Genomic DNA, 24,934 nt, shown 5'->3' with positions numbered 1-24,934 from the left:
TCCCGCTAATAAAGCACTTACAAACAAAACCATTACAAAAAGAAATATTCTTTTCATTGGTTATATCCCCCGATTCAAAACCTTTTGTAATGTTAAACGAATTGGATTCATTATACAATATGGCTCTTATATGCGGTATGGCACTAATCCTTATTAGGGAAAAGCGCCCGTTTGAGGAACAATTTTTATAAAGCAGTAGATCCACTACACTAAAATCCGATAACTTAACAATTATTGAATTACTAATTCATTTTTATCGTTTAAAGTGATTTGATCACCACTTGCTAGTATGATTTCGAGAGGACAGACAACGGAATCTTTATTTGAAAATATCCACCTCCTACCTGGCTGAATTAACAATATAAAGACACCAGTCGTACTATCTCCCATAAAGTTAAGAGAAGTAGCACTTAAAGGCTCATTGTCACGTTCATGTATCCCCAGTTCAATTAACTGTTGTCCAGCTTTTATTACATCGTCAACCGTTAGGCTAATTTCACTGATGTTTAAAATACTTTTTGGTGAAAAATGTCCCTCTCCTGCTTTAGATATAGAATGTCTTGATATAAACTCTACAATATTACCAGACGGGTCATAAAAATAGAGGGAGTGAGCTGGTAAATGTGAAAAATCAGCTTCATCTTCTCCATCCTCAAGATTCAAACTAACCCTTTCTTTAACCCATGACTTAGCTTCATCAAACTTATTACTTTCAATATTAAAAGCAAAGTGATAATAGGGATTTCCTTTTACATCTCTAGTTGTAAACTCCAATTGACTCGTACCTACCGAGACGCAAAATTTCTCTTCATTTTCGTCAATTAATGATAACCCGAGTGTATTCGTATAAAAGTATTTCATTTCCCGTAAATTATTAGTTTGCAACGTGACTCTCTTTATTTCCAATTGTAATCCCCCTCGTTTGGTTGAAGTGTTATTTTCGCAATCTTATTTTACTATTCTATATCAATTGGTTCAGGTGGATGGTGAATTTTGTTCCGGATTCGCGCCCTTTACTGGAAGACTTATTTTAGAAGGTGCCCTACTGCTTATTGGAAAAGAACCTATAATGATTGGGTAAACCAATAATTAAGATTCCTCATCAAAATCTTCCTTTTCAACCACCCTCAATATAAGGGATGATTTTAACAATTGAAACAGTTTCAGGATATCTGTTTGCCCAATACTATCGTAATCATGGAAACCATGAGCAATTGAGTTTCGGTTCAATTCTGTGTTGAGTTCTTCAGGAATTTTTGTGAATGTATTTTGATGAATTCTAAAAACTGACTGTGCGAAAACTTTTAAGAACTCCCTTTGCTCTTCTGCATTTTCAGTGAAAGGTTCTATTTTCTCTAATCTTCTTCTCACATTTGGCTTAGCATGTACAGATATTTCCTCTTTCTTGATGTTGCCAACATACCACGAAGAGATAAGGTGTTCGAAAATGGAAAATAGAGAGTACGTACACAGCTTATAAAATCCGCTCTTATATGCTTCTAAAGTTTCCCATAACAAAGATTTGTGAATGCTAAACATTGGTTCTTGTAGCAATTCTTCTACATATTCATCTAAGTTTTCGTGAACATAGGTGACCAATTTATCGTTTGAGATTTCTTCCCCCTCAAAAGCATCAAGAATATCGGCATCTAAACACCATAACTCTTCTTCAAAACTTTTAAGTTCTTCAACAGTTTCTTTTATTTTCTCTGCTATCGCCTGATCAATTAAATCCCAGTTAATGTTTTGCAATGGAACCGAGATCTTTTCAAACGTTCTTATCATATCAGTTATGGGTTTTGTTATCTCTTCAAAACGCTCAAAAGCCTGTATGGCAGGTTGAAGGGAAGCGGTTATTTGAGCTTGGGCTTTAATAATGGGTTCGAGTTTTTGATAAGCCTCGGCTTGCATTTTTAGCGCTTGCTTTAAATGAGGGGGTATTTGCGGTTCACTTGTTTTTGAGATATGTATTTTAGAGACACCCCCGTCTCCTTTATCGTTTTGTTCAGTTTGTTTATGCTTATTTTCTTGTTCTTGGTTATGTTTTTCATCCATATAATCACTTCCTATTAATTGAGTGAATAATCTAACATCATTGCCATAATAAATAAAGTTACCATATAACAGTATCAATTATTCCAAAATTACATTAACTACTCAAAGCTATCTACAAACTCAATTTTATTCTATTATATCGAACTCAAGTATTCCATAATCCTGCCCTACAATGGCAAATGGAGTACTACCATTATTCCAGAAGTGCGCCCTTTTGATGAAAATTACAAACCATTTTAGATGTGCAATTGCAGGCTTTCTTTAAGATGTTGATAATGGACAAAGGTCCAAAACCAAGATAAATAGTAATAAAATATCATTTTCAAAAAATACCATGAAACCTTAAATTAACTATGTCATAATTATACAAAGTGGAATATTTCATAGAAAGGTGTGTTTTATATGGATAAAATCAAATTAAACAAGCGAGAAGTTTTTCAATATATAGCCTACGGAATAGTAATGCTCACACTTGTTTCAAAGCTGATTTTAAGTTTTGTTCGGGTGACCGAAAAAATGCCTGCGTCGATTTATTACGCTTATGAACCAGTAGGCCTTACTATCGGACTAATTTTTTTAGGCATATCATTCTTGTTTCCAAAACAGAAATAAATTTGCAAAATAACATCGTTAGTAAACCAAGATTTTTTAATCTTAATCCTCCCCTTTGCCAACGTTATTTCCAATAATAACACAATTGCAAATGTAGGAAACGCCCACATTACAATCCTTATTTATTCCATTAACTGGCCCTTTAACGGAATAACTCAACACAGCAATTGTATCAAACTTTTTTATAAGTTATCAGACTTTATTATAAATTATCAAATCTAATTTTAAAGCCGCAATTGCCACCAACAAATGAGCCAATTTAAAATTCTATTGTATACATTTTCCTAAACACATTATGAACCCGCTCCTTCATACTGAAACGGGTTCATAATAACTCTCTAATTCTATACAATAAGACTCCCCACGAAAGAAAGGAAAATTTAAACCAGCAACACCCAAAGGATGAACGTTACCACAATTGCCACAATTCCTTGCAATAATGTACCTGCAGTTTGCGCTTTATATGCCTGTGTTACCGACATGCCGCTAAATTCCTTTACGACCCAAAAGTAGCTGTCATTTACATGTGAAACAACCATTGCTCCGGCACCCACTGACATGACAACTAATGCAAGTGGCAATGCGCCTGAGATGCCTAACTCGGGAAGCAGCGGCGCAATTAATGTTGATGTGATGACTAGCGCCGCTGTGGACGATCCCTGTGCAGATTTTAAGGCAGCAGCAATCAAAAACGGTATAAATACAAACATTGCACCAGTGAAAAATGCACTCTCACCAAAACTCTGAATGAAATCCACTACAGGGGTTGTTTTAATCACAGTCCCAAATGCTCCTCCCGAGCCAGTGATCAACAGTATTGGGGCTGATTCCTTAATACCGATTCCGACCCATTCAGTTAACGTTTCCTCATTATAATCAGGCATCAGAAGAAATGCGAATAGAACACCAATCAGCAACGCCACTACCGGGGAACCCAGGAACAGGAATATATCAAAAAATGTTCCCGTCCATCCGGCAAATGTAATGACGGAACTGAACCCAATTAACAAAATCGGCACAACAATTGGCGCAAATGATTTTACTGTTGACGGCATTTCACCAAATTCGTTTAAAATCGTATCATAATCGTACGCATTTTCTTCATCATCTTCACCATCTACTTTAATTTTGGTACCTACTTTCATCGCCCAAATATAGCCAGCAATAATTACCGGGATGGATACTATAATACCGATTAAAATAATAGTTCCAAGATAATCTTCGGCACCAATGTTACCTGCTGCAGCAATCGGCCCGGGAGTCGGCGGTACAAGAGTATGGGTTGCGAACAGGCCGGTCGACAAGGCAATCGCCATCGATGCAACCGCAACTTTAGCCTTCTTGGCAAGCGCCTTTTTCAATGAGGATAAAATAACATATCCGGAGTCACAGAATACTGGAATACTGACAATTGCTCCAATCAGACTCATTGCCATTTGTGGACGTTTCTCCCCTACGATTCGCAAAACCACTTCAGCCATCCGAAGTGCTGCTCCTGACTTTTCCAAAATCACCCCGATGATTGTACCGAAAACAATGACAAGACCAATACCTCCCATCAGCCCGCCGAATCCGCCATTTACTGCTTCGACTACATCGGGTAACGGTAATCCTGCAAAAATCCCGATTCCAAATGCGGCCAGTAACAATGACAAAAATGGGTGCAATTTCAGTTTAGCAGTAGCAAAAATTACAAATAATACCCCAACAACAATCAATAAAATAAGACCTATACCTTCCATTCTCTCTTCACCCCTTCATTATATTTTGCAGCAAATGTATTACCTGTTTTGTCTGTTCATAAAGTAATTCATCAGCATTTTCCATACAGGCTTCAAGTGTTAACGGTTTGTTTACAATCGAAAAATACCCCGTAAATCGTTCCCTTAATTTATCCAAGTCACCATCAAGGCTTCCTGAAAGTAATACTACCGGGACATGATGTTTTTGTGCCAGTGACGCAATATAGCCTGGTGCTTTTCCATAAAGAGTTTGCTCATCACTCTGTCCTTCCCCGGTTAACACGAGATCAGCACCTTTAATCGCCGACTCCACATTCATTGCTTCAGCTAACAGTTCTGCACCTGAAACGAGGTCCGCTCCTAGGGTCATTAAAGCAAAACCCAATCCTCCCGCTGCACCTGCTCCAGGGATGTTTTGATAATACCTGCCATGAACGCCTTCCAGCACATCTCCGTACTTGTTTAAGGCAATGTCATATTGTTCTAACTGCTTATCAGTCGCCCCCTTTTGTGGCCCATAGACTTTAGTTGCCCCCCTTTCTCCACAAAGCGGGTTATCCACATCGCACGCAACCTGTATATCCGTGTTCAGCAGCCTTGAATCAATCTTGGAAAAATCAACCATTTCCACACGATGAACGTCTTTTCCAAATGGCCCGACCTTATTTCCATTTTCATCCCATGCCCTCATTCCTAAAGCAATTAACATGCCCAGACCACCATCATTGGTAGCACTTCCTCCAAGTCCAAAAACAAATGATGTACATCCTTTATCCAGTGCATCAATCATGATTTCACCAAGACCGAATGTTGTCGTCAAATCAGGATTTCTTTTCGTATGCGGTACCTGAACCAAACCTGCAACACTGGCACACTCAATGATTGCTGTACTTGAATTAACGATAGCGTAGGCAGTGTCTATTTCATCTCCTAAAGGACCTGTACATGTTATCGGGATTTGCTGTCCTTCTGTTGATAGCAGCAGCGAATGAAGTGTCCCCTCTCCGCCGTCTGCCATTGGCTTTAATGTCACCTCATATGTTGAATCAATGCTTCTAATGGCTTTTTTCATTATTTCTGAAGCTTCAATTGATGTTAGACTACCTTTAAAAGAATCGGGTGCAACGACGATGTTCATAATATACTCCTTTACATTCAATATTTTTGTTTTTATTTAACCTAACTTTGACAGCGTCTTCTAATAAATTAATATGTTTCATAGTCCGATATTATTTTTGTCAAATAAGTGCAAATATCTAATTGAACAGTATAGCATATTTTCAGATAATTAATGCAGCGGCTCAAAATAAACCCCACTCTCAAAAGCCTGCGAACAAAAAAGCCCACCCTATAAAAACAAGGTGGACCAACTTCACACATATCAATAAACAACCTCTTGACGTGTATGTGTCTTTTTAAAATCTTCCATATTCGGGTCGAAATATTTGTCAGTGTAACGGGGGACGAATTTTCCATCCTGCACATAACCGGCACCCCATGTTGGATCCATAAGCAGCCATTCCCCGTTTATGTCTGCTTCCACCCAGGCATGGCGCGCTAGACTCGCACGACCGCCAATATAGTGTGATTCGATACCAGTTGCACGCAACAGGGCAACAGTCAAAAAGGCATAATCCTGACAAACGCCACTCTTTGTTTGGAGCGTTTTTAGTGCGCTGTCACTCAGTTTGAACAAGTCTTTTTCCAGTTTCTCCACATCATAAGAGATATTTTTTGCCACGTATTCATAAATTGCCTTTGCCTTTTTCCGCTCGCCGTTTACCCCTTTTGTCAGGTTGGCAGCCAGATCCTCTATTTTTTGCGAATCAGACTGAATTCCCCGGGACGGCAATAAATTACGTTTATCCTTTGCATCACTTTTGACCGTAAATCTTGCAATGCCGGAATACTTAAAATAGGATTTGTATGCGCCTGGGTCGGTCGGAATATTAACCGTTACGTCATATTTACCGGGACCAAACCGGAGACGAAATTCCCCTTCAAATGTACCATCATTTGCCGGAACGAGGTAACTGGCTTCCAAATCACTCTTTTTCGTTGTTACGATCAATTGTTCAATTTTTTTATTGTCCGACACACTCGGGTCATACGTACCGGCAATGCGAAACGTATTCCCGTCAGCTTTTAACCCCCCTGCTTTCGGGTAATCAAGTTGAAATTCGTGTTCATTATAGTCCTTGTAAAAGTTAATCGGGTCTGTTTTTGCTGTTGATGTATTGTTGACGAAAAATTTAGCAGCTTCCAAATAATAATTTTTCCGGTCCGAATCAGGTACCATGACCGTTACATGATGCTTTCCCCCACCGTAGTGTAAAGGAAATTCTGTTTCGAACTTGCCATTTTTGACAGGTATGATAACTTTCCATGATTCTGAACCTTTCTCACCTTTAACCATAAGATTCCTGCCGTTATACTTGTCGTCGATTGTTCCTGCAAGGTGTAAAAATCCGTCTGCTTCCGTAAACCCGCTGGCAGGCTGGCTTATGGTCAGGCCATTTTCAAGTGCTTTACGCCCCAGAAATATATCACGGGTCTTTTCTGTACTTTCATTTGTTACTTCAAGGGAAGCCATCTCATAAAAATGATTGTCCTGTTCTTTATCCGGCAAGCGAACGGTAATGTTATAGTCTCCTTTTCCTTCAAACAGCATTATTTCCTCACTGAATTTTCCGTCCTGAAGCGGTATATAATACGTAAACTCTCCCCCTTTTGGACCGGATAGTTCCACCCAGATAAAGCGGCCATCCAATCCAGACGTATCATCGATTTGTCCTTCCAGCATAAACGATGACTGAACAGAGAACTCCTTACTTCCCGGACTTGATAGCGTTGCGCCGATTTCTTTGGCATAAGAAGACAATTCAAGCGGCTGACTGGTCTCCGTCTTTGTTTGCTTGGGTTTCGGCTCTTCCGATTCCTCTGCTTCGTTATTTTGACCATCCTGATCAGTAGACCCTTCCGAATCATCAGAACAGCCATTTAATAAAATTACCCCAGATAGTGATATCAACATCAAGCAAAGCAATTTTTTCATTAAAATTTCCCCAATCCGATAAGATATAAAGCAGCTGAATGATAGTTCAGATGCAAAGGTCGCATTTGCTTATCCGGTAAGCAGATCGTCGGCAACACGAACCATTTCGACGATTAATTTTTCCGGAGAAAGCATTTTGTCTCCTCCCCCCTGCGCTATCGTTTTACTGCCGCCACCTTTACCATTTATCATAGGCAGTATTTGCGTGATGAATTCTTTCATATTAATATCAACATCGTTACTTCTCGCACAAACCACCTGAAGTTTGGTTTCACTTTCATTGACAAACAACGTCAGCGTTTTATTAGTGCTTTGCGTGACATTGACTGCCAACTGCTGAAGCTTTTTCACAGGTCTATCCCTGCAGGTTTTCTTTACCAGCTTATATGTATCCTTTACAACTGCCTGCTCGATTAAATTCTGTGCCTCGTACACCAGAAGTTCGGCTTGTAACTGTTCATTTGTTTTTTCAAGATTTTTCTGTTGCTCCAAAATATGACTGGCGCTGGCTTCCAAGTCTTGCTGGGGAGCATTTAGAAACGTGATCAAACCCTGGATGACTCGATGCTTATCCTGCAGTTGCTTCAGTACTCTGCTCCCGCATACAAAATGAACGCGAATATTTTTCTTTTGCCGTTCCCAATGAAGAAGTTTAATAGAGCCCACTTGCCCTGTTTTATTCGGATGGGTCCCACCACAACCATTGTGGTCAAAATCAGGAATAATGACGAGGCGGATGTTTTCTGAAACAGATACTTCCTTTCTTAAAGGGAACTTATGGAGCTCTTCTTCTGTCACCCAACGTATTTGAATGGGACGATTTTCTAAAATAACATCGTTTGCCTTCTCCTCTACCCGGCTGACTTCTTCCTCATGAATCCCCGAAACTTCGAGGTCAATTGTGCAAGTTTCTGTGCCCAGATGAAAACTAACTGTCCTGTACCCGTACATGTTTTCAAATGCTGCTGAGAGGATATGCTGTCCGGCATGCTGCTGCATATGATCAAATCTTCGTTCCCAGTCAATTTCCCCTGTACAATGTTCCGCTTCCAAAAACGTATCAGTATAATGGCGAATCTCACCGTTTTTTTCCTCGACATTATATACACGCACATCATTAAGTGTGCCTGTATCATGCGGCTGTCCTCCGCCTGTCGGATAAAATACTGTTTTATCAAGCACAACGTAAAATCGTCCGTGGTCATCCTGTTCACTGTGAAGAATCTGCGCAGAAAAAGAACGGATGGTTGAATCCTGATAATATAATTTTTCTGTAATCACGCTCTACACGTCCTTTAATAAAACTTTTTCTTTTATTCATAATAGCACAATTGCGTTATATAAAAGAACCTCCACATAGCTAGTGCTACGAAGATGTCCTTCTATTCTAAATAGATTTAACAAACTTTGGCACCAATTTACCAACTATCGGATTTACAACAAGCGTTACCAATAAGATAACAGAAACCAAACAAACGGAATTTCAAGACGAACGCTCTGATGCTTTTTGTTGAATCGATATATTGCATATTCCCACACGGGATATTTTCATGTATACTATATTCATACGAAATGAAAGGCGGGTTTCCCATGCCAATACCTTCAAACCATTCAAAACCTGTTCGTTTGTCTGCTAAGGAAAATGCGTTTAACCAGCTTCAACAGTGGATTATTGATGGCACGCTGCTGCCCGGAGAAAAATTAAATGACACCGAATTGGCCGATGCGTTAGGAATCAGCAGAACACCCATCCGTGAATCACTGCAGCTGCTGGAAGCTCGAGGGTTTGTTAAAATGTATCCCGGTAAAGCAACACAAGTTACTGAAATTGAAAGGGACGCAATTAAAGATCTTCTCCCGCCATTGGCAGCATTGCAATCACTTTCCGCAGAACTGGCAATTGATCATTTAACGGAGGATCACCTTACACAGCTCAGCACCATCAACAACCGCTTTGCAGAAGCAATTCAGTCCAATAACGACTATGCCGCATTGAAAGTGGATGAGGAATTCCACCAGGTGATTGTTGACATCACGGAAAATACTTATATTCAGGGGATAGTTGAATCGTTACAGGCACACGTTCGCAGGCATTTTTTTCATAATTCCATTGTCTTAACCGAAAAATCAATTGATGATCACGAGACCATCATCACTTCCATGAAACATGGCAACAAAGAAAAAGCGGTAGCCGTCATGAAAGAAAACTGGCTGCGTACACTCCAAAAATTTCAATAAAAACAGCAGAAATTATTTATACATTTATAACGCCAAAAAGCCGGCCCTTCAAGGAAAGAAGGCGCCGGCTTATTATATGCAGGTTATGATGCATGAACAGCAGCTGTTTTTTGAAAATGGCTGATGGTACCGGTTGCTGCAATTACAACGACAGCCGGAAGCAGCCAACCGAGTCCCTGACTGTACAAAGGTAACGTTCCTTCATAGAAGGTGATTATAGGCTGCATCCAGTTAAAATACTCAATTCCCAGTGATTCACAAAGCGCCTTGAGTCCATCAAAAATACTGATTAAAAATGTAACAGCAATCGTCGAACTGTAAACCAGGCGAGCATGATTAAACAATGGAGACAAAAATGTCAGCAGCATCAGCACAATCGCCAGTGGATATAACAACATCAAAACTGGTACAGAATAAGTAATGATATTTGACAATCCAAAATTTGCAATAATAAAAGTTAATGTTGCAAAGAAAACAACCAATTTTTTATAACTGAACTGCGGAAAGAGCGTATGGAAATATTCCGCATTGGCGGTCGTCAATCCGATTGCAGTGGTCAAGCATGCCAATATAATGGCAATTGCCAGCAGAATGGATCCAAAGGTGCCAAAATAATACGATGCAGCATTACTTAATACCGGCCCTCCTGTTTTAAAGATTCCAAAAACTTCTGTGCTTGTCGCTCCCAAATAGGCAATGCCAACATAAATCATTCCAAGCAGCAATATCGCAATACTGCCTGCCTTAACGGTTGTTTTGAGAATATCCGTACTGGATGTTACACCCATTGCCCGAATCGCATTAATAACAATAATCCCAAATACCAGCGATGCAAGTGCATCCATTGTATTATAGCCTTCCAGAAAACCGGTTATAAATGCCCCGCTTTCATAGGATTCCTGCGGTGTTTCCATCGCCCCCAGCGGGTTAATAATTGCAGTAATAAGAAGAACTGCAAGCAGAACAACCAGTCCAGGTGCCAACAGTTTTCCAACATTATCCACAAGCTTGGCAGGATTTAATGAAAACCAGAGTACCACAGCGAAAAACAGTAATGTAAAAATAAATAACCCTAATTGTTGTGAAGACTCATTTATAAAAGGCGATATACCAATTTCAAATGCAACGGTTCCTGTACGCGGAGACGCAAAAAAGGGACCGATTGTCAAATAAAGGATCGACGTAAAAAACACTGCATAAACCGGATGCACACGGCTGGACAATTCCTGCAAATTGCGACTTCCCGAAAAACTCATCGCAATAATTCCAAACAGCGGCAGCCCCACTCCTGTAAATAAAAATCCTGTAACTGCCGGCAGAAGGTTCGTACCAGCGTTTTGACCTAGCTGTGCCGGAAAAATCAGATTCCCTGCCCCAAAAAATAATGCAAACAACATGGCGCCAATTGCTGCGTAAGAAGAAAAAGACAGTCTGCCTTTCATGATAGGTTCCTCCAGTAATCTCTGTATTTTTTCTGATATGCAATATATCGATAGCATCAATCATACTATCTGCTGCTGCGAAATGCAATATATTACATGAAGTTTTTTGACGATTTTCAGAAATAAAAAATACCAGCCAATGATTTACATGAAACCATCGGCTGGCATTGCTATATTTGGTTGGTTCTTCTTTCCACCTTCACGCCTGTTCAGCATTCAAGCAGCGAACAATTTCCCCTTTCTTAAGGGTTATGTGGCGCAAAGTTTATGCCTATTCATTTTCTTTCCTCCCAAGCACTAACGCGCCAACAATCAGTGGAAGCTGCAAAGGCAACCGCATCCATAGGACCCATGGATTTGCTTGTTTCCCCGGCCGGAATGATATTCTTTTTGCAGCCATGTACACATTTGCCGGAAAAACAGCCATCATAAAAAATGCCAGGAGTTTCCCAGTGATTTGCTGCCCTTTTTTCACCCAGAGCAGGCCGGAAAAGATAATTTCAAAAACACCCGAAACCAATACAATAGTTCGTCTTAATGGAAGTGTTTTCGGGACAATTCTGCGGAAGCTTTTTTCATGGACAAAATGCAAGACCCCGGCCCCAAATAAGAGAATGGAATAAAGTGTTCGGAAAAACAATTTCATATGTATTCACCCTTTTTTACAATCTGTTTTCCGCGCAATTTCGTGGTTTTCAACATCGCTAATCATTTAACCCCTTTCCATCGAGAATCTTCTGCGTATATTTCTCCACTCTTGAGGTGCGTGTTTTGGATTGTTTGGCTTTGGAAATAAAAATAATGTATGCCCGCTGCCGCCCTGGAGTCAATTTTTCGAAAGCAGTTTTCAAATCAGGTGTCTCATCGAATTTATTTTTCAGTTCTTCCGGGATGACGAGTTCTTTATTTTTCTTAAACGGCACTTCCAAACCCGCTTTTTCAACCTCAATTGCTTCATTAATATAGGCTTTCAAGCTGGTTTTCATTTCTTCTATTTCCTGAACATTCGTGAACCGGATCTGGCGCTGCGCCTGCGAATTCTCCCCGGGTTTTACCAGAACTTCATTGGGGTCCTTCAATAACGATCCCTTGAAAAACATAAGTGCAACGTATTTTTTAAATCCCTGAATGATTGCAATGTTGTTATTCTGAAACGTGTAGCACGGCTTCTTCCATTTCAATTCTTCAGTCAACCCGCAATCAAGAATACTATTTCTCAATTCCTCCATTTCTTCCTGCCATTTTTCAACGTTCCTTAAATATGCCTCAACCTTGGAATTTGTTCTGCTGTTTGCCATGTAGATCACCCACCTTCATTTTGATACACCGACAATTAAGAACGATTTCGCTGCCTTCTTATGAATGTTTTTAGATTGCGTTGCACATGATAGGACCACCCCTATTAAAGATAAGTCCCCCTTTAAGCGATAATTAGTCCAAATCCCCTTTAATCATCGTTATGAAATCAACAGAACCAGCCGCAAATTTATCCCCTTCTTCAAAACCCAGCTTTTCATATAATCGGATGGCCCGTTTATTAAACGTTGCAACCGACAGTCTCATGGGAATTCCTTTATTATTTTCTCTTATGTAATTAATAATAAAGGAACAAAAGTCGTAACCATATCCATTTCCCGCATAATTAGGATTCATCCCAAGACCTATATCTACAAAATTTTCATTATAAACACCATATTTATTCCCAATTGGAATCCGAGCTGTTTCTCCCGTACACAAGAAACCAAATACTTTTCCTTTTTCATCAAGCAAGACTTGATAAGAACCATCAAGTCTCTCTTTAATTCCTTCGTTGTTTACTTCATTATTATAAAAATCATAGGGGCTTTCATATTTCCAACTTAGAATCTGTTTGGCTAGATCTTCATTCATACTTCTGATAGTTAAATTCATTTTTCTCCTCTTCTCTATAAAGAATATCACAAAGATCGATTGAAACCCTGCTGCAAGCTGATTATATGCCATTAAGGTTGTATTGCGGCTTATTTGAAGCTAATCAGTAAGCTGCCGAAGAGAGGACAGTTGTTCATCAGCTTTCACATTGCCTTGTTCTATAAAGGATTTAAATTGCTTGTAAATTTGTATATATTTGGGAGTGCTGTCGTTTAAGCAAAAAGATAATTTTTCATATCCCCCTCTGACATGCTTATATATTTTCAAGTATATCTTTCTAAATGTCAGTTTATATCATACTATATTTTATATAAGCGATGAAATATTATGATGAGGAGTGCTGATAATGTATATTCCCAAACACTTTGAAATCAAAGACAAAGCAGTAATCTATAAGATTATTGATGAAAATAGCTTTGCTACACTATTTTCCCAACATCAGGGTCATCCGTATGCGACCCACCTTCCTTTGGTTTTGGACAACGAAAAAAGATATTTGTACGGCCACTTTGCAAAGCCGAATAACCAGTGGAAAGATATAGATGGGCAGGAGGTACTTGCTACTTTTCAGGGACCGCACTGTTACACAATAGATCATTTGCCCATGATGAATAGTAACAGATAGCCGGTGCAGGTGAGTTTTCCGGTATTGCCTCCGATTTTGGATTGCAATCGGTTGATGTTTGCTCCCGTGCGGTTGATGTTCTCCCGCTTGCGGTTGATGTTTGCTCCCGTGCGGTTGATGTTTCCCTGCTTGCGGTCGATGTTCGGGCACGTGCGGTTGATGTTCTCCCGCTTGCGGTTGATGTTTGCTCCCGTGTGGTTGATGTTTCCCTGCTTGCGGTCGATGTTCGGGCACGTGCGGTTGATGTTCTTCCGCTTGCGGTCGATGTTTGCTCCCGTGCGGTTGATGTTTCCCTGCTTACGGTCGATGTTCGGGCACGTGCGGTTGATGTTCTCCCGCTTGCGGTCGATGTTTGACCCGTGCGGTTGATGTTACTAATGATCACCATGAAAAATAATCCCTCATGCATTATAGCAGGTAGCTGAGGGATCATTTTCTTCAACTGCCAACCTCTCTTGTCACAGGTTCGTCAGGCAACATCGAATATAATACTAATCAAAATTACTTCTCATCCATTTACGCATTCTCTAATTTAATTTCTTCTTATTATCCGAAGAAGAAGTCAAAAACATTGCTCCCTGTTGAACTATTCCTATTATAAAACTCCGAATATCCACAGTTTTTACAGAAAACAACAGTAAACTGATTGTTCTGAACATCGAACATTTTAGATAGGCCGGTCCCAGACATTGCTACATCCTTTTTGTCTGCATCTGTACTTCCACATTTAATACATCCCTTACTGTTTTCCATGACACTTCATCCCTTTCTTTGTTAGTTAGTCGAAAATTACTTGGTACAGTACATTTCTCTACTTGAAAATTATGCCTAGCATCCATAGTTATCTCCCATTTCAGTAGATCATTACAATTTCTATTTTACTCTTCTTACTTATAAAGTTACAACAGACAGTAATGTTATTATTATACACTCCGGAAAAATTCCCATTCGTATTAATAGGATGCCGCTCCCCTTTTACACTTTCATCTTCTTAATACTGAATTTGAACGTGGTACTCTCCCTAACTTTAGGGGCCATTTGAACCAATGTAGAATGCAAGCTTATACATATGGATCACTTTCTTCAAATCCATTTTACTTAACAATATACGGCAACCTACTTATAATGAATGAAGTTAGGGGGGTGTGTCGTATCAATCAACAAGAACAAAAACAAGAATCCATACTTCATAACCCAACAGGAAAAAAGCGTTTCGGGCTTGCTTTGCTGCTGGGTTTGCTCGCCATTATGGGGCCGCTTAACATTGACATGTATTTGCCGAGCTTTCCTGGAATTGCTAAAGATTTAGGGACGAGCCCTTCACTTGTACAAGTCAGCCTGACAGCTTGTTTGCTTGGACTTGCTATTGGCCAGGTAATTATTGGCCCCATCAGTGATGCTCGCGGCAGAAAAAAGCCCTTATTAATATCTATTTCGCTATTTGTCGCATCATCACTTTTCTGTGCAATCGCACCAAACATCACTGTCCTGATTGCAGCACGGTTTTTGCAGGGATTCACTGCTTCAGCGGGGGTTGTTCTTTCCCGTGCAGTTGTACGTGATGTGTTCAGCGGCAGGGAACTAACAAAATTCTTTTCACTTTTAATGGTTATCAATGCAGTGGCACCAATGATTGCACCAATGTCAGGTGGAGCAATCTTGCTTCTGCCTTTTGCAAGCTGGCATACGATTTTCTTTTTCTTAAGTATCCTGGGAATCCTGATTGTTATGATTGTTGCTGTAAGACTTAAGGAAACCTTACCACCCGGCGAGCGTATTCCAAGTTCGATAGGAGCTTCCGTCCAGACAATGGGAAGCTTACTGAAAGACCGATCGTTTATTGGCTATGCAGTAATCGTCGGATTTGTACATGGCGGGAGTTTTGCATATGTATCCGGCACCCCATTTATTTATCAGGAAATCTATGGGGTCTCCCCTCAAGTTTTCAGTGTATTATTTGGTATGAACGGACTGGCGATTATTACAGGCAGTTTCATCATTGGACGTTTTGGTGGCATTATCCAAGAAAAAAGTTTACTGAAGGCAGCGGTCATTATTGCAGTAAGTGCAACATCCATACTGCTAATCATGACCATTATAGAAGGTCCATTAGCCATCATTGTAATACTAATCTTCATTTACATGACCACCATAGGAATGACCATAACAAGTACCTTTACTCTTGGGATGGAGCAACAGGGACGTCGCGCGGGGAGCGCCAGTGCTGTCCTGGGTATGCTGCCGCTATTGCTCGGAGCATTATTCTCCCCGCTTGCCGGCATTAATGAAGCATCTGCCGTCCCAATGGGCGTCATATTATTCAGCACTTCCCTGACCGGTTGTATAGCTTTTTTTAAGCTTACCAAATCGGCTTAAAAAGACAGCAAATGAAGCTCTCATGATTCTAATAAATTATGATGTTGCCCATTGTTTCCAAGAACTCATTAGACCCAATGTTCGGCATGGTTTCTAATTAAAGAAATCATGCTGCTCATAGACGGGATTCGGTCTATTGCGGCTGATCCATGTAGCAGCATGGGCAGGTGAAACTATGTAGTTATTAGTTATCCAACATCCCGTCTATATTTTAATGACACCTGCGTTTCCCCTGAAGCGACCTCCGTCATCTGCTCTCCCTGAAGCACAAAACCACGTGCCTTATAAAATGGAATGCCATGCCAGTTGTCTTTCTCAACCGAAACCCACTGTTCCAGTGCTCCTTCAGCAATCTGCTTATCAGTGAGTGCCCCGAGCAACCGGCGGCCAATCCCTTGGTAACGATACGCTTCATCGACATATAACACATACACATCACCACGTTCAGGCCCAGTCATCGCCCCGCCAATTGTGCCAACAACCTTTGAATCAATTAGTGCCACATGTGAATAATTTCCAGAATCAATATCGCTGCGCACCTTGTCATGATTATACCAATACGCCACATTCTTATCTTGATACGCCTTACTTAGCCTGCCCTCAACCGTTTGTCTCCATCCTGCAGCACAAATCTGAGCAATTTCGGTAATATGTTGGTGGCTAGGCTTTTCTATGACGATATCCAATCGAATCCCTCCTGAAAAATGTTCAGTTCTAATCCCAATAATAAACATTAATTAAAAAATCAACCATTGACTCAGTTGCAATAGCCTGCACGTTGTTACGCAGCGGCATCTGTTAATTCAACAAACCCTGAAGCATAACATCCATCCGCTTCACCATCCTCTCTCTTAAATTATTTTATTTACCTAAATTTCTATTTCCCGCACAAAAATTCCTGCTGGATTCAATAATAGGCAGTATACCGCGAAGGAGAATTGCCATTTTTCTGTTATTAAAGGATATAATGGACGTACTGCATGTTATAAAACCAATTGCCATTTCTATTCATTTTTACACGCTAAAGATCAGTTTTTTCTTAAGCTGAAGGAATGACAACTGCATTACATGCTTTTTCATAAAACTCAATCGGGCCAGCTCCTCCGATAATTGCATATTCGTAACCAATTTCCTTCATATCCTTTAGACAATGATGGAGTAATGAATAGCCAATTCCACTAATTCTATTTGGCTCGGATACGCCCATAGGACCAAAATAACATTTTTTGTTTTTATATACGTCAAAAGCAGCAAAACCAATGATTTCTTCTTCGTTGTTCAAAGCAATGTACATTGAAGGATTTCTTGATTTAAAACCATCTTTTATGGTTTGAGACCATTCGTATGAAAAATTGCGCTCGACATATTTTACTAGTTCATCAACCTGGTTATGTTTAACCTTATGAACACCTTGAAAACTTATAGTTGGAAATATGTAATGACCAAGATGTGTAATCATATCCCGGGATGTTGTGCCAAGTGTTGCTATAATTTCCTTATTGTAATCCGTTAAAAATTCATCAATAAAATTAGCTTTAATTAACGATTTCAGGACATGACCTTCATTTAGGTATACCTGGTTATATCTATTCATAATACCAATGGCAACCTCAAAAACATTTATTACCTCTTCTGTTACACTAACGTTAAATAGGGGACTTTCGGCAATGTTCTGGTTTGAATTATATTTCGTATCCTCCACCTTAGCCCTTAAAGAAGCTGCATCCAAGGAGCATTTTAACGAAACCTCCCCAAGTGCACCTGTTTTTTCATAAAAGCAAGCTATCAATAAATGAATCGGTTTCAAAATTTTATTTGTTGATTGTTGAGCCTCACTTTCCGCATTCCTCATTATTCTTGACAACCTATCCGTGACCTTCATGTTATCCAATTTCACTCCTCCCAATTAGTCATATTACTAATACTTCTTATTCCAGAAAAGCACCGTAATATTGTAATAGAGATCATGCTTTTGCTTTTAAATATTCGATTTTATGAAAATCCTTATAATTATTATTTTCCGCCCGATAACTATCCTTAAACGAGGCTTCATATACATGCAAATATTGATTCAGTGTTAATAGGTAAAAATTTACGTCTTTCTTTTTATGTATTTCTAAATCCTCTAACAATACTCCCGCGAAAGACGGTAAAGTATCAATGATACCAAACTCGACTGATAATCCACTTTTAATAAATTGATGTTCATGTAAATCTACTAAACGATATTTGAGGGAATTCATAATCGCCACAACACAATTCCACTCAGAAATAGCCTTTTCCGCAGGTGCTTTCCATCCCCTTTCATCACCAGGTACATGGATATCCAAATCCTGCGCATCCCAGTTCTCTCCTGTGACAATTTCCAAACCAACTGACCCCATTAGCAATGGTGTAATTTGAATCTCATTTAATCTTCTTGCTATTTTTAAAAACTCACTAAATTTATGATTGTTCATTTCTACTCCCTTATCAACACAGTATCTTATTCCAGAATGGCCATTTTATTATCCGGGATTGACATAACTGTAATAATATTAATGACATAAATAGCCAGCCAAGTCAGTCAATCGTTGTTCAATTCTTGTCTTGTTCCCTTAATATTCTTAACAGTTGCAAACCATCAGAAGGAAAACCACCTAAACCTCCCATCTAATGGGAGATAAGGTACTGGAATTATTGTTACAATGAATTCTCTTTCGTTTCATTAACCCATCTACCCGATACTGCCAAATGTTAGTCCGTTCCTGCCCCTATTTATTTGCCTTATAATTTCTTTTTAAAAGCCCCATAAAAACAACATCATGCCAAGCTCCGTGTCGATATAGTTGTTCCTTTAATTTTCCTTCCTCATGAAAGCCAAGTTTTTGATATAATCTTATCGCACGTTCATTGAAAGAAAATACTCTTAAATACACCTTATGCAAATTTAACTCATTGAAAGCAAAATCCAATAAAAGCGATAAAGCCTCCCGTCCAAACCCCTTATTCCAGTAATCTTTATCCCCAATATCAATGATACATTCGGCGTTACGGTTTCCAAAATCAATGTTAATAAGCGATGTGAGGCCAATTGGCTTATCAGTTTTAACTTCCTCAATCATGTAGCCCTTTGAATTATGGGATTCTGTTATATTTTTGACGAAGTTTTCTGTGTCAGCATATGTAAACACATCTAATGATGGATTGGTAAATTGCATAACCTCTATGTCATTTCTCCACTTATGGTAAGTAGAAACATCGTCATCCTCACTGGACATTTTCCTTAAGCGAATTATTTCCCCATTAAAAAACATTGCATTGCCCCTTTCCTTTTGTTATTCATTTTTTCACCTCTTTACTATCAAAAAATCTTTTCAATCACCTCAGTTGGTTAAAAACGCACACGTCACCCTTTAACGGAAGATCACACGTGACCATTATTTAAGGTTAATTCGTCAATTTTATCCGCTATCAACTGGGAAAGAAATTCGTAGCCTGATTCCCCTATGTGCAACCCATCATTTTTCTGACCCCTTAACAATTCTCGATAATCATTTCTTACAATCATTTTTGAAAATAAGTCTATATGATGGCTTCCTGAATCAAAAGATACCTCTTTTACCTTTTTCGCATATTCATATAATTTCCCATTAGTTCTTGCAAATTGAATATTTTCATCAACTGGGGCAGGAGTAATTAATATTGTCTTTCTTGCTTCTACGCTGTCCGTAATCTGTAAGAGGTTCTCTTTAAACGTATGAAGATCGACCATTTTATGGAAAGCAGCATCATTCGCACCAAATAACACAGTTACGAGGTTAGGATTGTGATTTAAAACATCCGATTCGATTCTATTAAGTGCATCAGATGTGGTCTCTCCTGAAACACCCGAATTAATCACGGTAAAACCATTTAGTTTCGAGGAAAGCTTTGAAGTTAACATAGGTTCTCGATGGCCTTCTGTTCTTGCAGTAATACTATCACCAAAACAAACTAATTTTTTGGACATTCAATCCTTTTAACTCCTTCCCCTTGATGGTATCTTATTCTATATTCAAACAATCCCCCCCCGAAGTTCAGCTCAATAATATGGTCATTTCCCGTAAGATAGGGCGATATCTTTTGTTCCATATAAGCTCCCCGTTGTGGAACAATGCTCTATATTATGTGTTGTTGTTTAAAAAAACAAAAAGTTAGTAATTGCAGTATAAATGATAGCAATATGTTATAATAAAAACAATAGATTGGCTTCGCATGAGGGGTTTAGCAGCACTGTCGCTCGTCGGTAGTCTTCGGTGGGAGACTTCCCGGGGAGGGAGGTGTAGCCTATGGACACTGTTAGTGCGCTAACGCTTATGATATCCTTCTGGATGTTAGTAGCGTTTATCGTTTCTGATAATAACCATAAAAAATAACCCCTCCTATGCGTTTTGCGGGCGCTGAGGGATTATTTTTCCAATAAGCTGCCAGCCCCTCTTGATGGGGTTCAGTCTATTGTGACTGTCCATGCACTAGCATGGGCGGTCTTTATTAGTGTATGAACTTATTATCTTTCTATGTTAATTATACCACGAAATCAATGTTTGTACACATTTTACCTTTTGTTATCAAAAAAATCTTTTCTAATTATGTAAAAAGTATATCCGCTTCTTTAAAATAGTATAATTTGAATCATTTTTATAAAACACTAAGAATCCTTCTCCTAAAAAATTTTCGTTTTTTTTATATAAATAAACGTAATGTCAAACATTCTTCTCATCTGCATTTGCTCGATCCATGATTTCTTGAACTATCGAATCTTTGGCATCAGCGTAATGTTGCACGTGTCGCCATTCACGCTTTGCCAGGCTGCGCTTGACGCGTGCATATTTGTCCCGATCAGAATTGTTTGTACGTAACCAGTCACGAAAACGCAACATACGATCCACCTGTGATGCCCCTTTGCTGAATACGTGCAGATTGATGTCTGTATCAGGCCCCTTGAACATGCGGTGTTCAAACCACTCGGGTTCCCGAATACGTAGTGTGTAACCAGCTTCCTCCAAGTTTGGGACAAAGCTCGATTCATCACCAGAATCTGTTACAACTAAAAGAATATCAATAATTGGCTTAGCACAAAGTCCTGGTACTGAGGTTGATCCTACATGTTCCACTTGCAATGCCCTGTCCCCCAGTTCTGAACATATTCGCTCAGATTCTCTATCAAATAGTTTGGGCCAGCGTGAATCATATTCCAATAGAGTAATGGTGTCATTGTGGGGTTTACGCTCCCCAACCGTAACATTTTGAAGTTCTTCATCACTTGTAGATGTTGAATTTGAAACGTCATCCTTTGGTGGCAATTAATTCATCCCCCTTATCCCGTCTTTTTGTTTAGCACATGAATATAGCACATTTTTGTTGGGACTACAACAGTCCATTTTCTATACCTTTGTTCCTTTTTTTCCATAACTTTATACAATACGCCTCCATTATTAATTCATATGTAAAAGGTTTTTAGTCTGATAAATAGTCAATAAGCTGATCATGGTCGATTTGCAAATGTTTAGGTAAAGTTTTGTTCGATTGCAGTGCAAAATAAAACGTTTCGGGAACAGTGGAAGAAAACGTTTCTTGTTTAGCATCTTCAAACTTTGGATAAGAGTATCCCCATTTATGGATCAACTTTTTTGTAAATTCCGAGTGATTCATAATATCGTTTGTTACCAGGTGAAAAATGCCCGCATAACCCGCATTCATCAGATATTTGATTTGCTTTGCTAGCATGTTGTCCGAATTCCTTGCACCATACAAATTTGTGTAAAGTTTTATAAACTTATCCTCTTCCAAATTTTTTCGGAGCGCTTTAATTCTTGGGGTGTTTCGACCCAATATAGTTGGAATTCTAACAATCGTTAGCTTATCGCCTAAACTTTTCATCATTGTTGTTTCGCATTGAATTTTAAAACGACCATATTCACTTTCGGACATTGGGGTGTCATTTTCATCGTGAGGAGAGTCTGTCAAAGCATCAAACACATTCGTTGTCGAACAGAAAAACATGCGTCCTCCACTGTCCTTCAAAAATTCAGCCACCTTACTATGAAATGTTAACTGTGTTTGAAAGTCTCCGCGCAACGCCATAACCACAAAATCCGGATCAATTTTAGACAAAACTTGGTCTAGTAATTCAGGTTTTTCAATCGGAAGTTTTATTGTATTCTTGGAAGGTAGATTAATTGGTCTTTGATGATTGAAGGTTCCAAAAACCTCATAATCTTCTTTCAACAGCGCTTCTGCCAAAGCACTACCAATGGTACCACTGGCTCCGAAAATTATTACTTTCTTTTTCGTAACTTGTGTCATGTATTTTCCTCCTTTGATCCAAACCCTTTTCCATAAATATAATCGAAGCATCCAGTACTTCATGAAATGCATGACTAATTTTTCGTGTACTGGCAGTATTGATAATATATCCTGATTCTTCAGTATCACAAAAGCTGCCAAGATTTTTTATTTCAGTCAACAATTCACCCCTTCCTTTAAAAACTCCTTATATTCCGCTGCAAACCGCCCCTCCTCTTCCAGAAATGGATAATGGTTACTTCGGTCAAAAACAGCCAATGTCGAATGGGGAATATGCTGATGCATCTCCTCAGAGTACATAACCGGACATTGAACATCATACCGTCCACACATAATCAGTGTTGGAACCGTAACAAGCCGTAATTTTCTGGTAACATCAAACACATGCAATTCCCTGCTGAAAAAATTCAGTCTGACTGCGGATATTTGTTTATGAATTCCCGCATTAAAATAGTCATCATGCTTTGCGGGCTCGTACAATGACAATTTTGTACGTTCCGCTTTCAATTTTTTACGGTTTTCGGCTGACAAATCACCGCGTTTCAAAGCCTCCATCAATTGCTGCATGCGATTAAAATTGGGATGCTTCTCGTTATAAATGCAATCTTTGGAAAAGGTCATATACTCCCTTGCTGCCGCTCCCACAATCACATTAAACTTTAAGCTTGCTGAAAAATAAATTCCGTACATAATGCCCAGCATTCCGCCAGTGGAGTGTCCGGCAAAACCCCATTGATCATATCCCAGTGCTTCACGGATTGCTTCCAGATCAAGTACCGTCTCCAGCATGCTGAGCTGGTATGGATCATACGCTTTCGGTGAGTCACCTGCTTCCCGCAAATTCACAAGATAGATTGTATTTGTCTTCGTGAAAGCTTCAGCAAAATAATCGCCCGTTTCATTAAAAACAGAATAATGATGTGTCACACAAAGGGGCTCACCTTTTCCTTTTACAAACATTTCGAAGGTACCACGCGCTGTCTCAATTAAGCTTCTTTTCCATTTTTGCATAGGACTTTCCTTTCAATAATTAAATAGATAATAATCACCTAATCCATTTGATTGTTTTCGGAACTCTTAAACATATACCGAATTCCTCTGCCTGCCATTGGTTCATCACCATGTCTGGGTAAAACGTGAAGATGGGCATGAAAAATATGCTGTCCGCCAACCTCCCCGCAATTCCAGCCTAGATTATATCCCTGTGGATTATATTGTTGATCTAAATACTGTTTTACTTCCTGCACAAGTGTGTACGTTGCAGTCCACTCTTCAGGTGTTAAATCAAAAACAGTTTCACGGTGTTCTTTTGGAACGATCAGTCCCGCTCCTTCAAGTGTACTCCCTTTGACTCTCGCTTCCCTCATTTGCACAAACATACAATCCTCATTTTGAAAAAGAACTTCCTGCTCCGGTTCCAAATCAGGATGACAAAAAACGCAATTATTCATAAGTCGTTATTCCCTTCTAAAAAAATTCATACAATCCCTGCTCAAAAAACAGAAACTCTTTTATGGATATCCGATTCCAGGTATATCCTTCATAAAAGACTTCCAAATCATCCTCATGCTGCACAAAGTCTCGTATCGCAAGTGACTCGTCATAGCGTTTACCTTCATAAACATCCAAATGACTGAAGCAGCTTATACCTGTCCACAGCCAGTATTCCTTTCCATTGCTGTCTGGCAACCGCATACGCTTCCGGATAGCTTCCCCAGTTCCACGAAATATCCCATATGCCGTCGTCAGATAATTGATCAACATAAAATTGCAGATTGTGTTCCACCAACTTACTAAATTTTTCACACAGCGGATGCTCTGGACCATCAATGAAATCGAGCGGAAGCGGTTTATAACCGATTGACCATTCGGAAACATCTTTTTCAATACAATCCGCTGCAAGTAACATGACCTTTTCCGCAACATTTGCAAATGAGTAATTGAGTTTCCTGTTAAATGATTGCTCGTATGGTTTCATGATTTTCACCAGCTGCTGAAAATTATTGATCTCGTGACTGTCCATTGTTTGGCTGTTCATGAGATGGTTGACGGCATATTCCAAAACCTCCCAACCTATTCTGGAATTTTCGTTTTCTTGGGGCAACCAGTGCACAAGGAATGCGGCCAACTCTACACTGGGATTGTACATCCAGTTCTCCTGTACTCCCTCTTCCCAGTGCCACCATGGCGCATGCGGATAATCATTGGTTTTCGGATGCACCGTTTTCCAGAGACCTGCTTCAAGATCATAAGAGTTTGCCAAATAGGAAAGCAGCGACTGCACAATCTTTTCCTGACTGCTCGCACCGATTTCCATTAAAATTTGTCCAGCTGACCATGTTGCGATGGCTGATGAATGGGGCAGCCAAAAGTCGGGTTCCAGGCCATGTCCAAATCCCCCATCTTCGTTTTGAAACGCAGACAAATAGTGGATTACCTTACCAGCTGAGCCGTTTTCAAAAAAATATTCCCACCTCGCAGTCTCAAGCGGGCGCGCATTACGCTTCATCCACGCAGCGGTTTTTTGAAATGTTTCGTTTGGGATTTTCAT

At 39.5% G+C, this 24,934-nt stretch carries 27 protein-coding genes and 1 pseudogene; 5 read left to right on the top strand and 23 right to left on the bottom strand.

Annotated elements, in window-relative coordinates:
- The coding region (locus ABD010_RS05630) for a hypothetical protein (RefSeq protein ID WP_343811026.1) at positions 1 to 191 on the top strand (191 nt) is incomplete at its 5' end.
- A 40-nt stretch (positions 192 to 231) separates the two neighbouring features.
- Here ABD010_RS05630 and ABD010_RS05625 read toward each other — a convergent pair.
- Positions 232 to 906, bottom strand: a complete 675-nt coding sequence (locus tag ABD010_RS05625) for a VOC family protein (protein ID WP_343811024.1) — start codon at positions 904 to 906, stop codon at positions 232 to 234.
- A 183-nt stretch (positions 907 to 1,089) separates the two neighbouring features.
- Positions 1,090 to 2,055: an HECT domain-containing protein gene (locus ABD010_RS05620; protein WP_343811022.1), complete on the bottom strand. Its 966-nt coding sequence runs from the start codon at positions 2,053 to 2,055 to the stop codon at positions 1,090 to 1,092.
- Positions 2,056 to 2,457: 402 nt separating this feature from the next.
- On the opposite strand from ABD010_RS05620, the gene ABD010_RS05615 reads away from it, so the two are divergent.
- Positions 2,458 to 2,667, top strand: a complete 210-nt coding sequence (locus tag ABD010_RS05615) for a hypothetical protein (RefSeq protein WP_174615282.1) — start codon at positions 2,458 to 2,460, stop codon at positions 2,665 to 2,667.
- 380 nt (positions 2,668 to 3,047) lie between these two features.
- Here ABD010_RS05615 and ABD010_RS05610 read toward each other — a convergent pair whose 3' ends face one another.
- The 4 genes from ABD010_RS05610 to ABD010_RS05595 form a co-directional block, all read right to left on the bottom strand.
- Positions 3,048 to 4,409 (bottom strand): GntP family permease, encoded by a 1,362-nt coding sequence (locus tag ABD010_RS05610; protein WP_343811020.1) that lies wholly within the window; start codon positions 4,407 to 4,409, stop codon positions 3,048 to 3,050.
- A 7-nt stretch (positions 4,410 to 4,416) separates the two neighbouring features.
- A complete protein-coding gene (locus tag ABD010_RS05605) occupies positions 4,417 to 5,547 on the bottom strand; it encodes a glycerate kinase (RefSeq protein WP_343811018.1) in 1,131 nt (376 codons plus the stop codon).
- 243 nt (positions 5,548 to 5,790) lie between these two features.
- On the bottom strand, positions 5,791 to 7,464 hold the full coding sequence (locus ABD010_RS05600; protein WP_343811016.1) for a transglutaminase domain-containing protein: 1,674 nt from the start codon (positions 7,462 to 7,464) through the stop codon (positions 5,791 to 5,793).
- Positions 7,465 to 7,533: 69 nt separating this feature from the next.
- Complete coding sequence (locus ABD010_RS05595; RefSeq protein ID WP_343811014.1) at positions 7,534 to 8,745, bottom strand: alanyl-tRNA editing protein; 1,212 nt, start codon at positions 8,743 to 8,745, stop codon at positions 7,534 to 7,536.
- 309 nt (positions 8,746 to 9,054) lie between these two features.
- Here ABD010_RS05595 and ABD010_RS05590 point away from each other — a divergent pair, with 309 nt between their 5' ends.
- Positions 9,055 to 9,702: a GntR family transcriptional regulator gene (locus ABD010_RS05590; protein ID WP_343811012.1), complete on the top strand. Its 648-nt coding sequence runs from the start codon at positions 9,055 to 9,057 to the stop codon at positions 9,700 to 9,702.
- Between the two features lie 83 nt (positions 9,703 to 9,785).
- On the opposite strand, the gene brnQ is transcribed toward ABD010_RS05590, so the two are convergent.
- From brnQ to ABD010_RS05570, 4 genes are all read right to left on the bottom strand, one after another.
- Complete coding sequence (gene brnQ, locus ABD010_RS05585) at positions 9,786 to 11,144, bottom strand: branched-chain amino acid transport system II carrier protein (RefSeq protein ID WP_343811010.1); 1,359 nt, start codon at positions 11,142 to 11,144, stop codon at positions 9,786 to 9,788.
- A 271-nt stretch (positions 11,145 to 11,415) separates the two neighbouring features.
- Positions 11,416 to 11,790 carry a DoxX family protein gene (locus ABD010_RS05580; RefSeq protein WP_343811008.1) on the bottom strand — a complete coding sequence of 125 codons (375 nt, stop codon included), beginning with the start codon at positions 11,788 to 11,790 and terminating at the stop codon, positions 11,416 to 11,418.
- Between the two features lie 58 nt (positions 11,791 to 11,848).
- Positions 11,849 to 12,442, bottom strand: coding sequence for a YdeI/OmpD-associated family protein (locus ABD010_RS05575; RefSeq protein ID WP_343811006.1), 594 nt, complete (start codon positions 12,440 to 12,442; stop codon positions 11,849 to 11,851).
- Between the two features lie 133 nt (positions 12,443 to 12,575).
- A complete protein-coding gene (locus ABD010_RS05570) occupies positions 12,576 to 13,055 on the bottom strand; it encodes a GNAT family N-acetyltransferase (RefSeq protein WP_343811004.1) in 480 nt (159 codons plus the stop codon).
- Between the two features lie 346 nt (positions 13,056 to 13,401).
- Between ABD010_RS05570 and ABD010_RS05565 the strand changes: the two are divergent.
- A pseudogene (locus ABD010_RS05565) lies at positions 13,402 to 13,641 on the top strand (FMN-binding negative transcriptional regulator); the annotation flags it as partial.
- On the opposite strand, the gene ABD010_RS05560 reads toward ABD010_RS05565, so the two are convergent.
- Together ABD010_RS05560 and ABD010_RS05555 are read right to left on the bottom strand one after the other, a co-directional pair.
- Positions 13,616 to 14,068, bottom strand: a complete 453-nt coding sequence (locus ABD010_RS05560; RefSeq protein ID WP_343811002.1) for a hypothetical protein — start codon at positions 14,066 to 14,068, stop codon at positions 13,616 to 13,618. The pseudogene ABD010_RS05565 and the gene ABD010_RS05560 overlap by 26 nt on opposite strands.
- Positions 14,069 to 14,226: 158 nt before the next feature.
- Complete coding sequence (locus ABD010_RS05555) at positions 14,227 to 14,433, bottom strand: zinc ribbon domain-containing protein (protein WP_343811000.1); 207 nt, start codon at positions 14,431 to 14,433, stop codon at positions 14,227 to 14,229.
- 429 nt (positions 14,434 to 14,862) lie between these two features.
- Between ABD010_RS05555 and ABD010_RS05550 the strand changes: the two genes are divergently transcribed.
- Positions 14,863 to 16,056 (top strand): Bcr/CflA family efflux MFS transporter, encoded by a 1,194-nt coding sequence (locus tag ABD010_RS05550; RefSeq protein ID WP_343811057.1) that lies wholly within the window; start codon positions 14,863 to 14,865, stop codon positions 16,054 to 16,056.
- A gap of 188 nt (positions 16,057 to 16,244) precedes the next feature.
- Here the strand turns inward: ABD010_RS05550 and ABD010_RS05545 are convergent, their stop codons facing one another.
- The 11 genes from ABD010_RS05545 to ABD010_RS05495 form a co-directional block, all read right to left on the bottom strand.
- Positions 16,245 to 16,742: a GNAT family N-acetyltransferase gene (locus ABD010_RS05545; RefSeq protein WP_343810999.1), complete on the bottom strand. Its 498-nt coding sequence runs from the start codon at positions 16,740 to 16,742 to the stop codon at positions 16,245 to 16,247.
- 353 nt (positions 16,743 to 17,095) lie between these two features.
- Entirely contained in the window at positions 17,096 to 17,938 is an 843-nt protein-coding gene (locus ABD010_RS05540) for a GNAT family N-acetyltransferase (protein ID WP_343811055.1), read from the bottom strand.
- A gap of 82 nt (positions 17,939 to 18,020) precedes the next feature.
- The gene (locus ABD010_RS05535; RefSeq protein ID WP_343810997.1) at positions 18,021 to 18,515 is read right to left on the bottom strand and encodes a phosphoribosylanthranilate isomerase; all 495 of its coding nucleotides are present in this window, start codon (positions 18,513 to 18,515) and stop codon (positions 18,021 to 18,023) included.
- A 294-nt stretch (positions 18,516 to 18,809) separates the two neighbouring features.
- Complete coding sequence (locus ABD010_RS05530; RefSeq protein WP_343810995.1) at positions 18,810 to 19,352, bottom strand: GNAT family N-acetyltransferase; 543 nt, start codon at positions 19,350 to 19,352, stop codon at positions 18,810 to 18,812.
- 110 nt (positions 19,353 to 19,462) lie between these two features.
- Positions 19,463 to 20,047, bottom strand: coding sequence for a GDSL-type esterase/lipase family protein (locus ABD010_RS05525; RefSeq protein ID WP_343810993.1), 585 nt, complete (start codon positions 20,045 to 20,047; stop codon positions 19,463 to 19,465).
- Positions 20,048 to 20,780: 733 nt separating this feature from the next.
- Entirely contained in the window at positions 20,781 to 21,380 is a 600-nt protein-coding gene (locus ABD010_RS05520; protein WP_343810991.1) for a GrpB family protein, read from the bottom strand.
- A gap of 154 nt (positions 21,381 to 21,534) precedes the next feature.
- Positions 21,535 to 22,383 carry a sugar nucleotide-binding protein gene (locus tag ABD010_RS05515; protein WP_343810990.1) on the bottom strand — a complete coding sequence of 283 codons (849 nt, stop codon included), beginning with the start codon at positions 22,381 to 22,383 and terminating at the stop codon, positions 21,535 to 21,537.
- Between the two features lie 156 nt (positions 22,384 to 22,539).
- Positions 22,540 to 23,394, bottom strand: coding sequence for an alpha/beta fold hydrolase (locus ABD010_RS05510; RefSeq protein WP_343810989.1), 855 nt, complete (start codon positions 23,392 to 23,394; stop codon positions 22,540 to 22,542).
- A gap of 38 nt (positions 23,395 to 23,432) precedes the next feature.
- Complete coding sequence (locus ABD010_RS05505; RefSeq protein ID WP_343810988.1) at positions 23,433 to 23,834, bottom strand: HIT family protein; 402 nt, start codon at positions 23,832 to 23,834, stop codon at positions 23,433 to 23,435.
- Positions 23,835 to 23,850: 16 nt separating this feature from the next.
- Positions 23,851 to 24,012, bottom strand: a complete 162-nt coding sequence (locus ABD010_RS05500; protein WP_343810987.1) for a hypothetical protein — start codon at positions 24,010 to 24,012, stop codon at positions 23,851 to 23,853.
- Positions 23,999 to 24,934: a hypothetical protein gene (locus tag ABD010_RS05495; RefSeq protein ID WP_343810986.1), complete on the bottom strand. Its 936-nt coding sequence runs from the start codon at positions 24,932 to 24,934 to the stop codon at positions 23,999 to 24,001. The genes ABD010_RS05500 and ABD010_RS05495 overlap by 14 nt, the downstream gene beginning before the upstream one ends.

It is taken from the genome of Virgibacillus siamensis (assembly GCF_039522605.1).
GTDB classification, from domain to species: Bacteria; Bacillota; Bacilli; order Bacillales; family Amphibacillaceae; genus Lentibacillus; species Lentibacillus siamensis.
This window is presented reverse-complemented; position numbering and strand designations above follow the sequence as displayed.

Coding starts and splice junctions, on each gene's coding strand:
- ABD010_RS05620 (WP_343811022.1), bottom strand. CDS start 2,055: ATGGATGAAAAACATAACCAAGAACAAGAAAATAAGCATAAACAAACT.
- ABD010_RS05615 (WP_174615282.1), top strand. CDS start 2,458: ATGGATAAAATCAAATTAAACAAGCGAGAAGTTTTTCAATATATAGCC.
- ABD010_RS05610 (WP_343811020.1), bottom strand. CDS start 4,409: ATGGAAGGTATAGGTCTTATTTTATTGATTGTTGTTGGGGTATTATTT.
- ABD010_RS05605 (WP_343811018.1), bottom strand. CDS start 5,547: ATGAACATCGTCGTTGCACCCGATTCTTTTAAAGGTAGTCTAACATCA.
- ABD010_RS05600 (WP_343811016.1), bottom strand. CDS start 7,464: ATGAAAAAATTGCTTTGCTTGATGTTGATATCACTATCTGGGGTAATT.
- ABD010_RS05590 (WP_343811012.1), top strand. CDS start 9,055: ATGCCAATACCTTCAAACCATTCAAAACCTGTTCGTTTGTCTGCTAAG.
- brnQ (WP_343811010.1), bottom strand. CDS start 11,144: ATGAAAGGCAGACTGTCTTTTTCTTCTTACGCAGCAATTGGCGCCATG.
- ABD010_RS05580 (WP_343811008.1), bottom strand. CDS start 11,790: ATGAAATTGTTTTTCCGAACACTTTATTCCATTCTCTTATTTGGGGCC.
- ABD010_RS05575 (WP_343811006.1), bottom strand. CDS start 12,442: ATGGCAAACAGCAGAACAAATTCCAAGGTTGAGGCATATTTAAGGAAC.
- ABD010_RS05570 (WP_343811004.1), bottom strand. CDS start 13,055: ATGAATTTAACTATCAGAAGTATGAATGAAGATCTAGCCAAACAGATT.
- ABD010_RS05560 (WP_343811002.1), bottom strand. CDS start 14,068: ATGGTGATCATTAGTAACATCAACCGCACGGGTCAAACATCGACCGCA.
- ABD010_RS05555 (WP_343811000.1), bottom strand. CDS start 14,433: ATGGAAAACAGTAAGGGATGTATTAAATGTGGAAGTACAGATGCAGAC.
- ABD010_RS05540 (WP_343811055.1), bottom strand. CDS start 17,938: ATGAAGGTCACGGATAGGTTGTCAAGAATAATGAGGAATGCGGAAAGT.
- ABD010_RS05535 (WP_343810997.1), bottom strand. CDS start 18,515: ATGAACAATCATAAATTTAGTGAGTTTTTAAAAATAGCAAGAAGATTA.
- ABD010_RS05530 (WP_343810995.1), bottom strand. CDS start 19,352: ATGTTTTTTAATGGGGAAATAATTCGCTTAAGGAAAATGTCCAGTGAG.
- ABD010_RS05525 (WP_343810993.1), bottom strand. CDS start 20,047: ATGTCCAAAAAATTAGTTTGTTTTGGTGATAGTATTACTGCAAGAACA.
- ABD010_RS05515 (WP_343810990.1), bottom strand. CDS start 22,383: ATGACACAAGTTACGAAAAAGAAAGTAATAATTTTCGGAGCCAGTGGT.
- ABD010_RS05510 (WP_343810989.1), bottom strand. CDS start 23,394: ATGCAAAAATGGAAAAGAAGCTTAATTGAGACAGCGCGTGGTACCTTC.
- ABD010_RS05505 (WP_343810988.1), bottom strand. CDS start 23,834: ATGAATAATTGCGTTTTTTGTCATCCTGATTTGGAACCGGAGCAGGAA.
- ABD010_RS05495 (WP_343810986.1), bottom strand. CDS start 24,934: ATGAAAATCCCAAACGAAACATTTCAAAAAACCGCTGCGTGGATGAAG.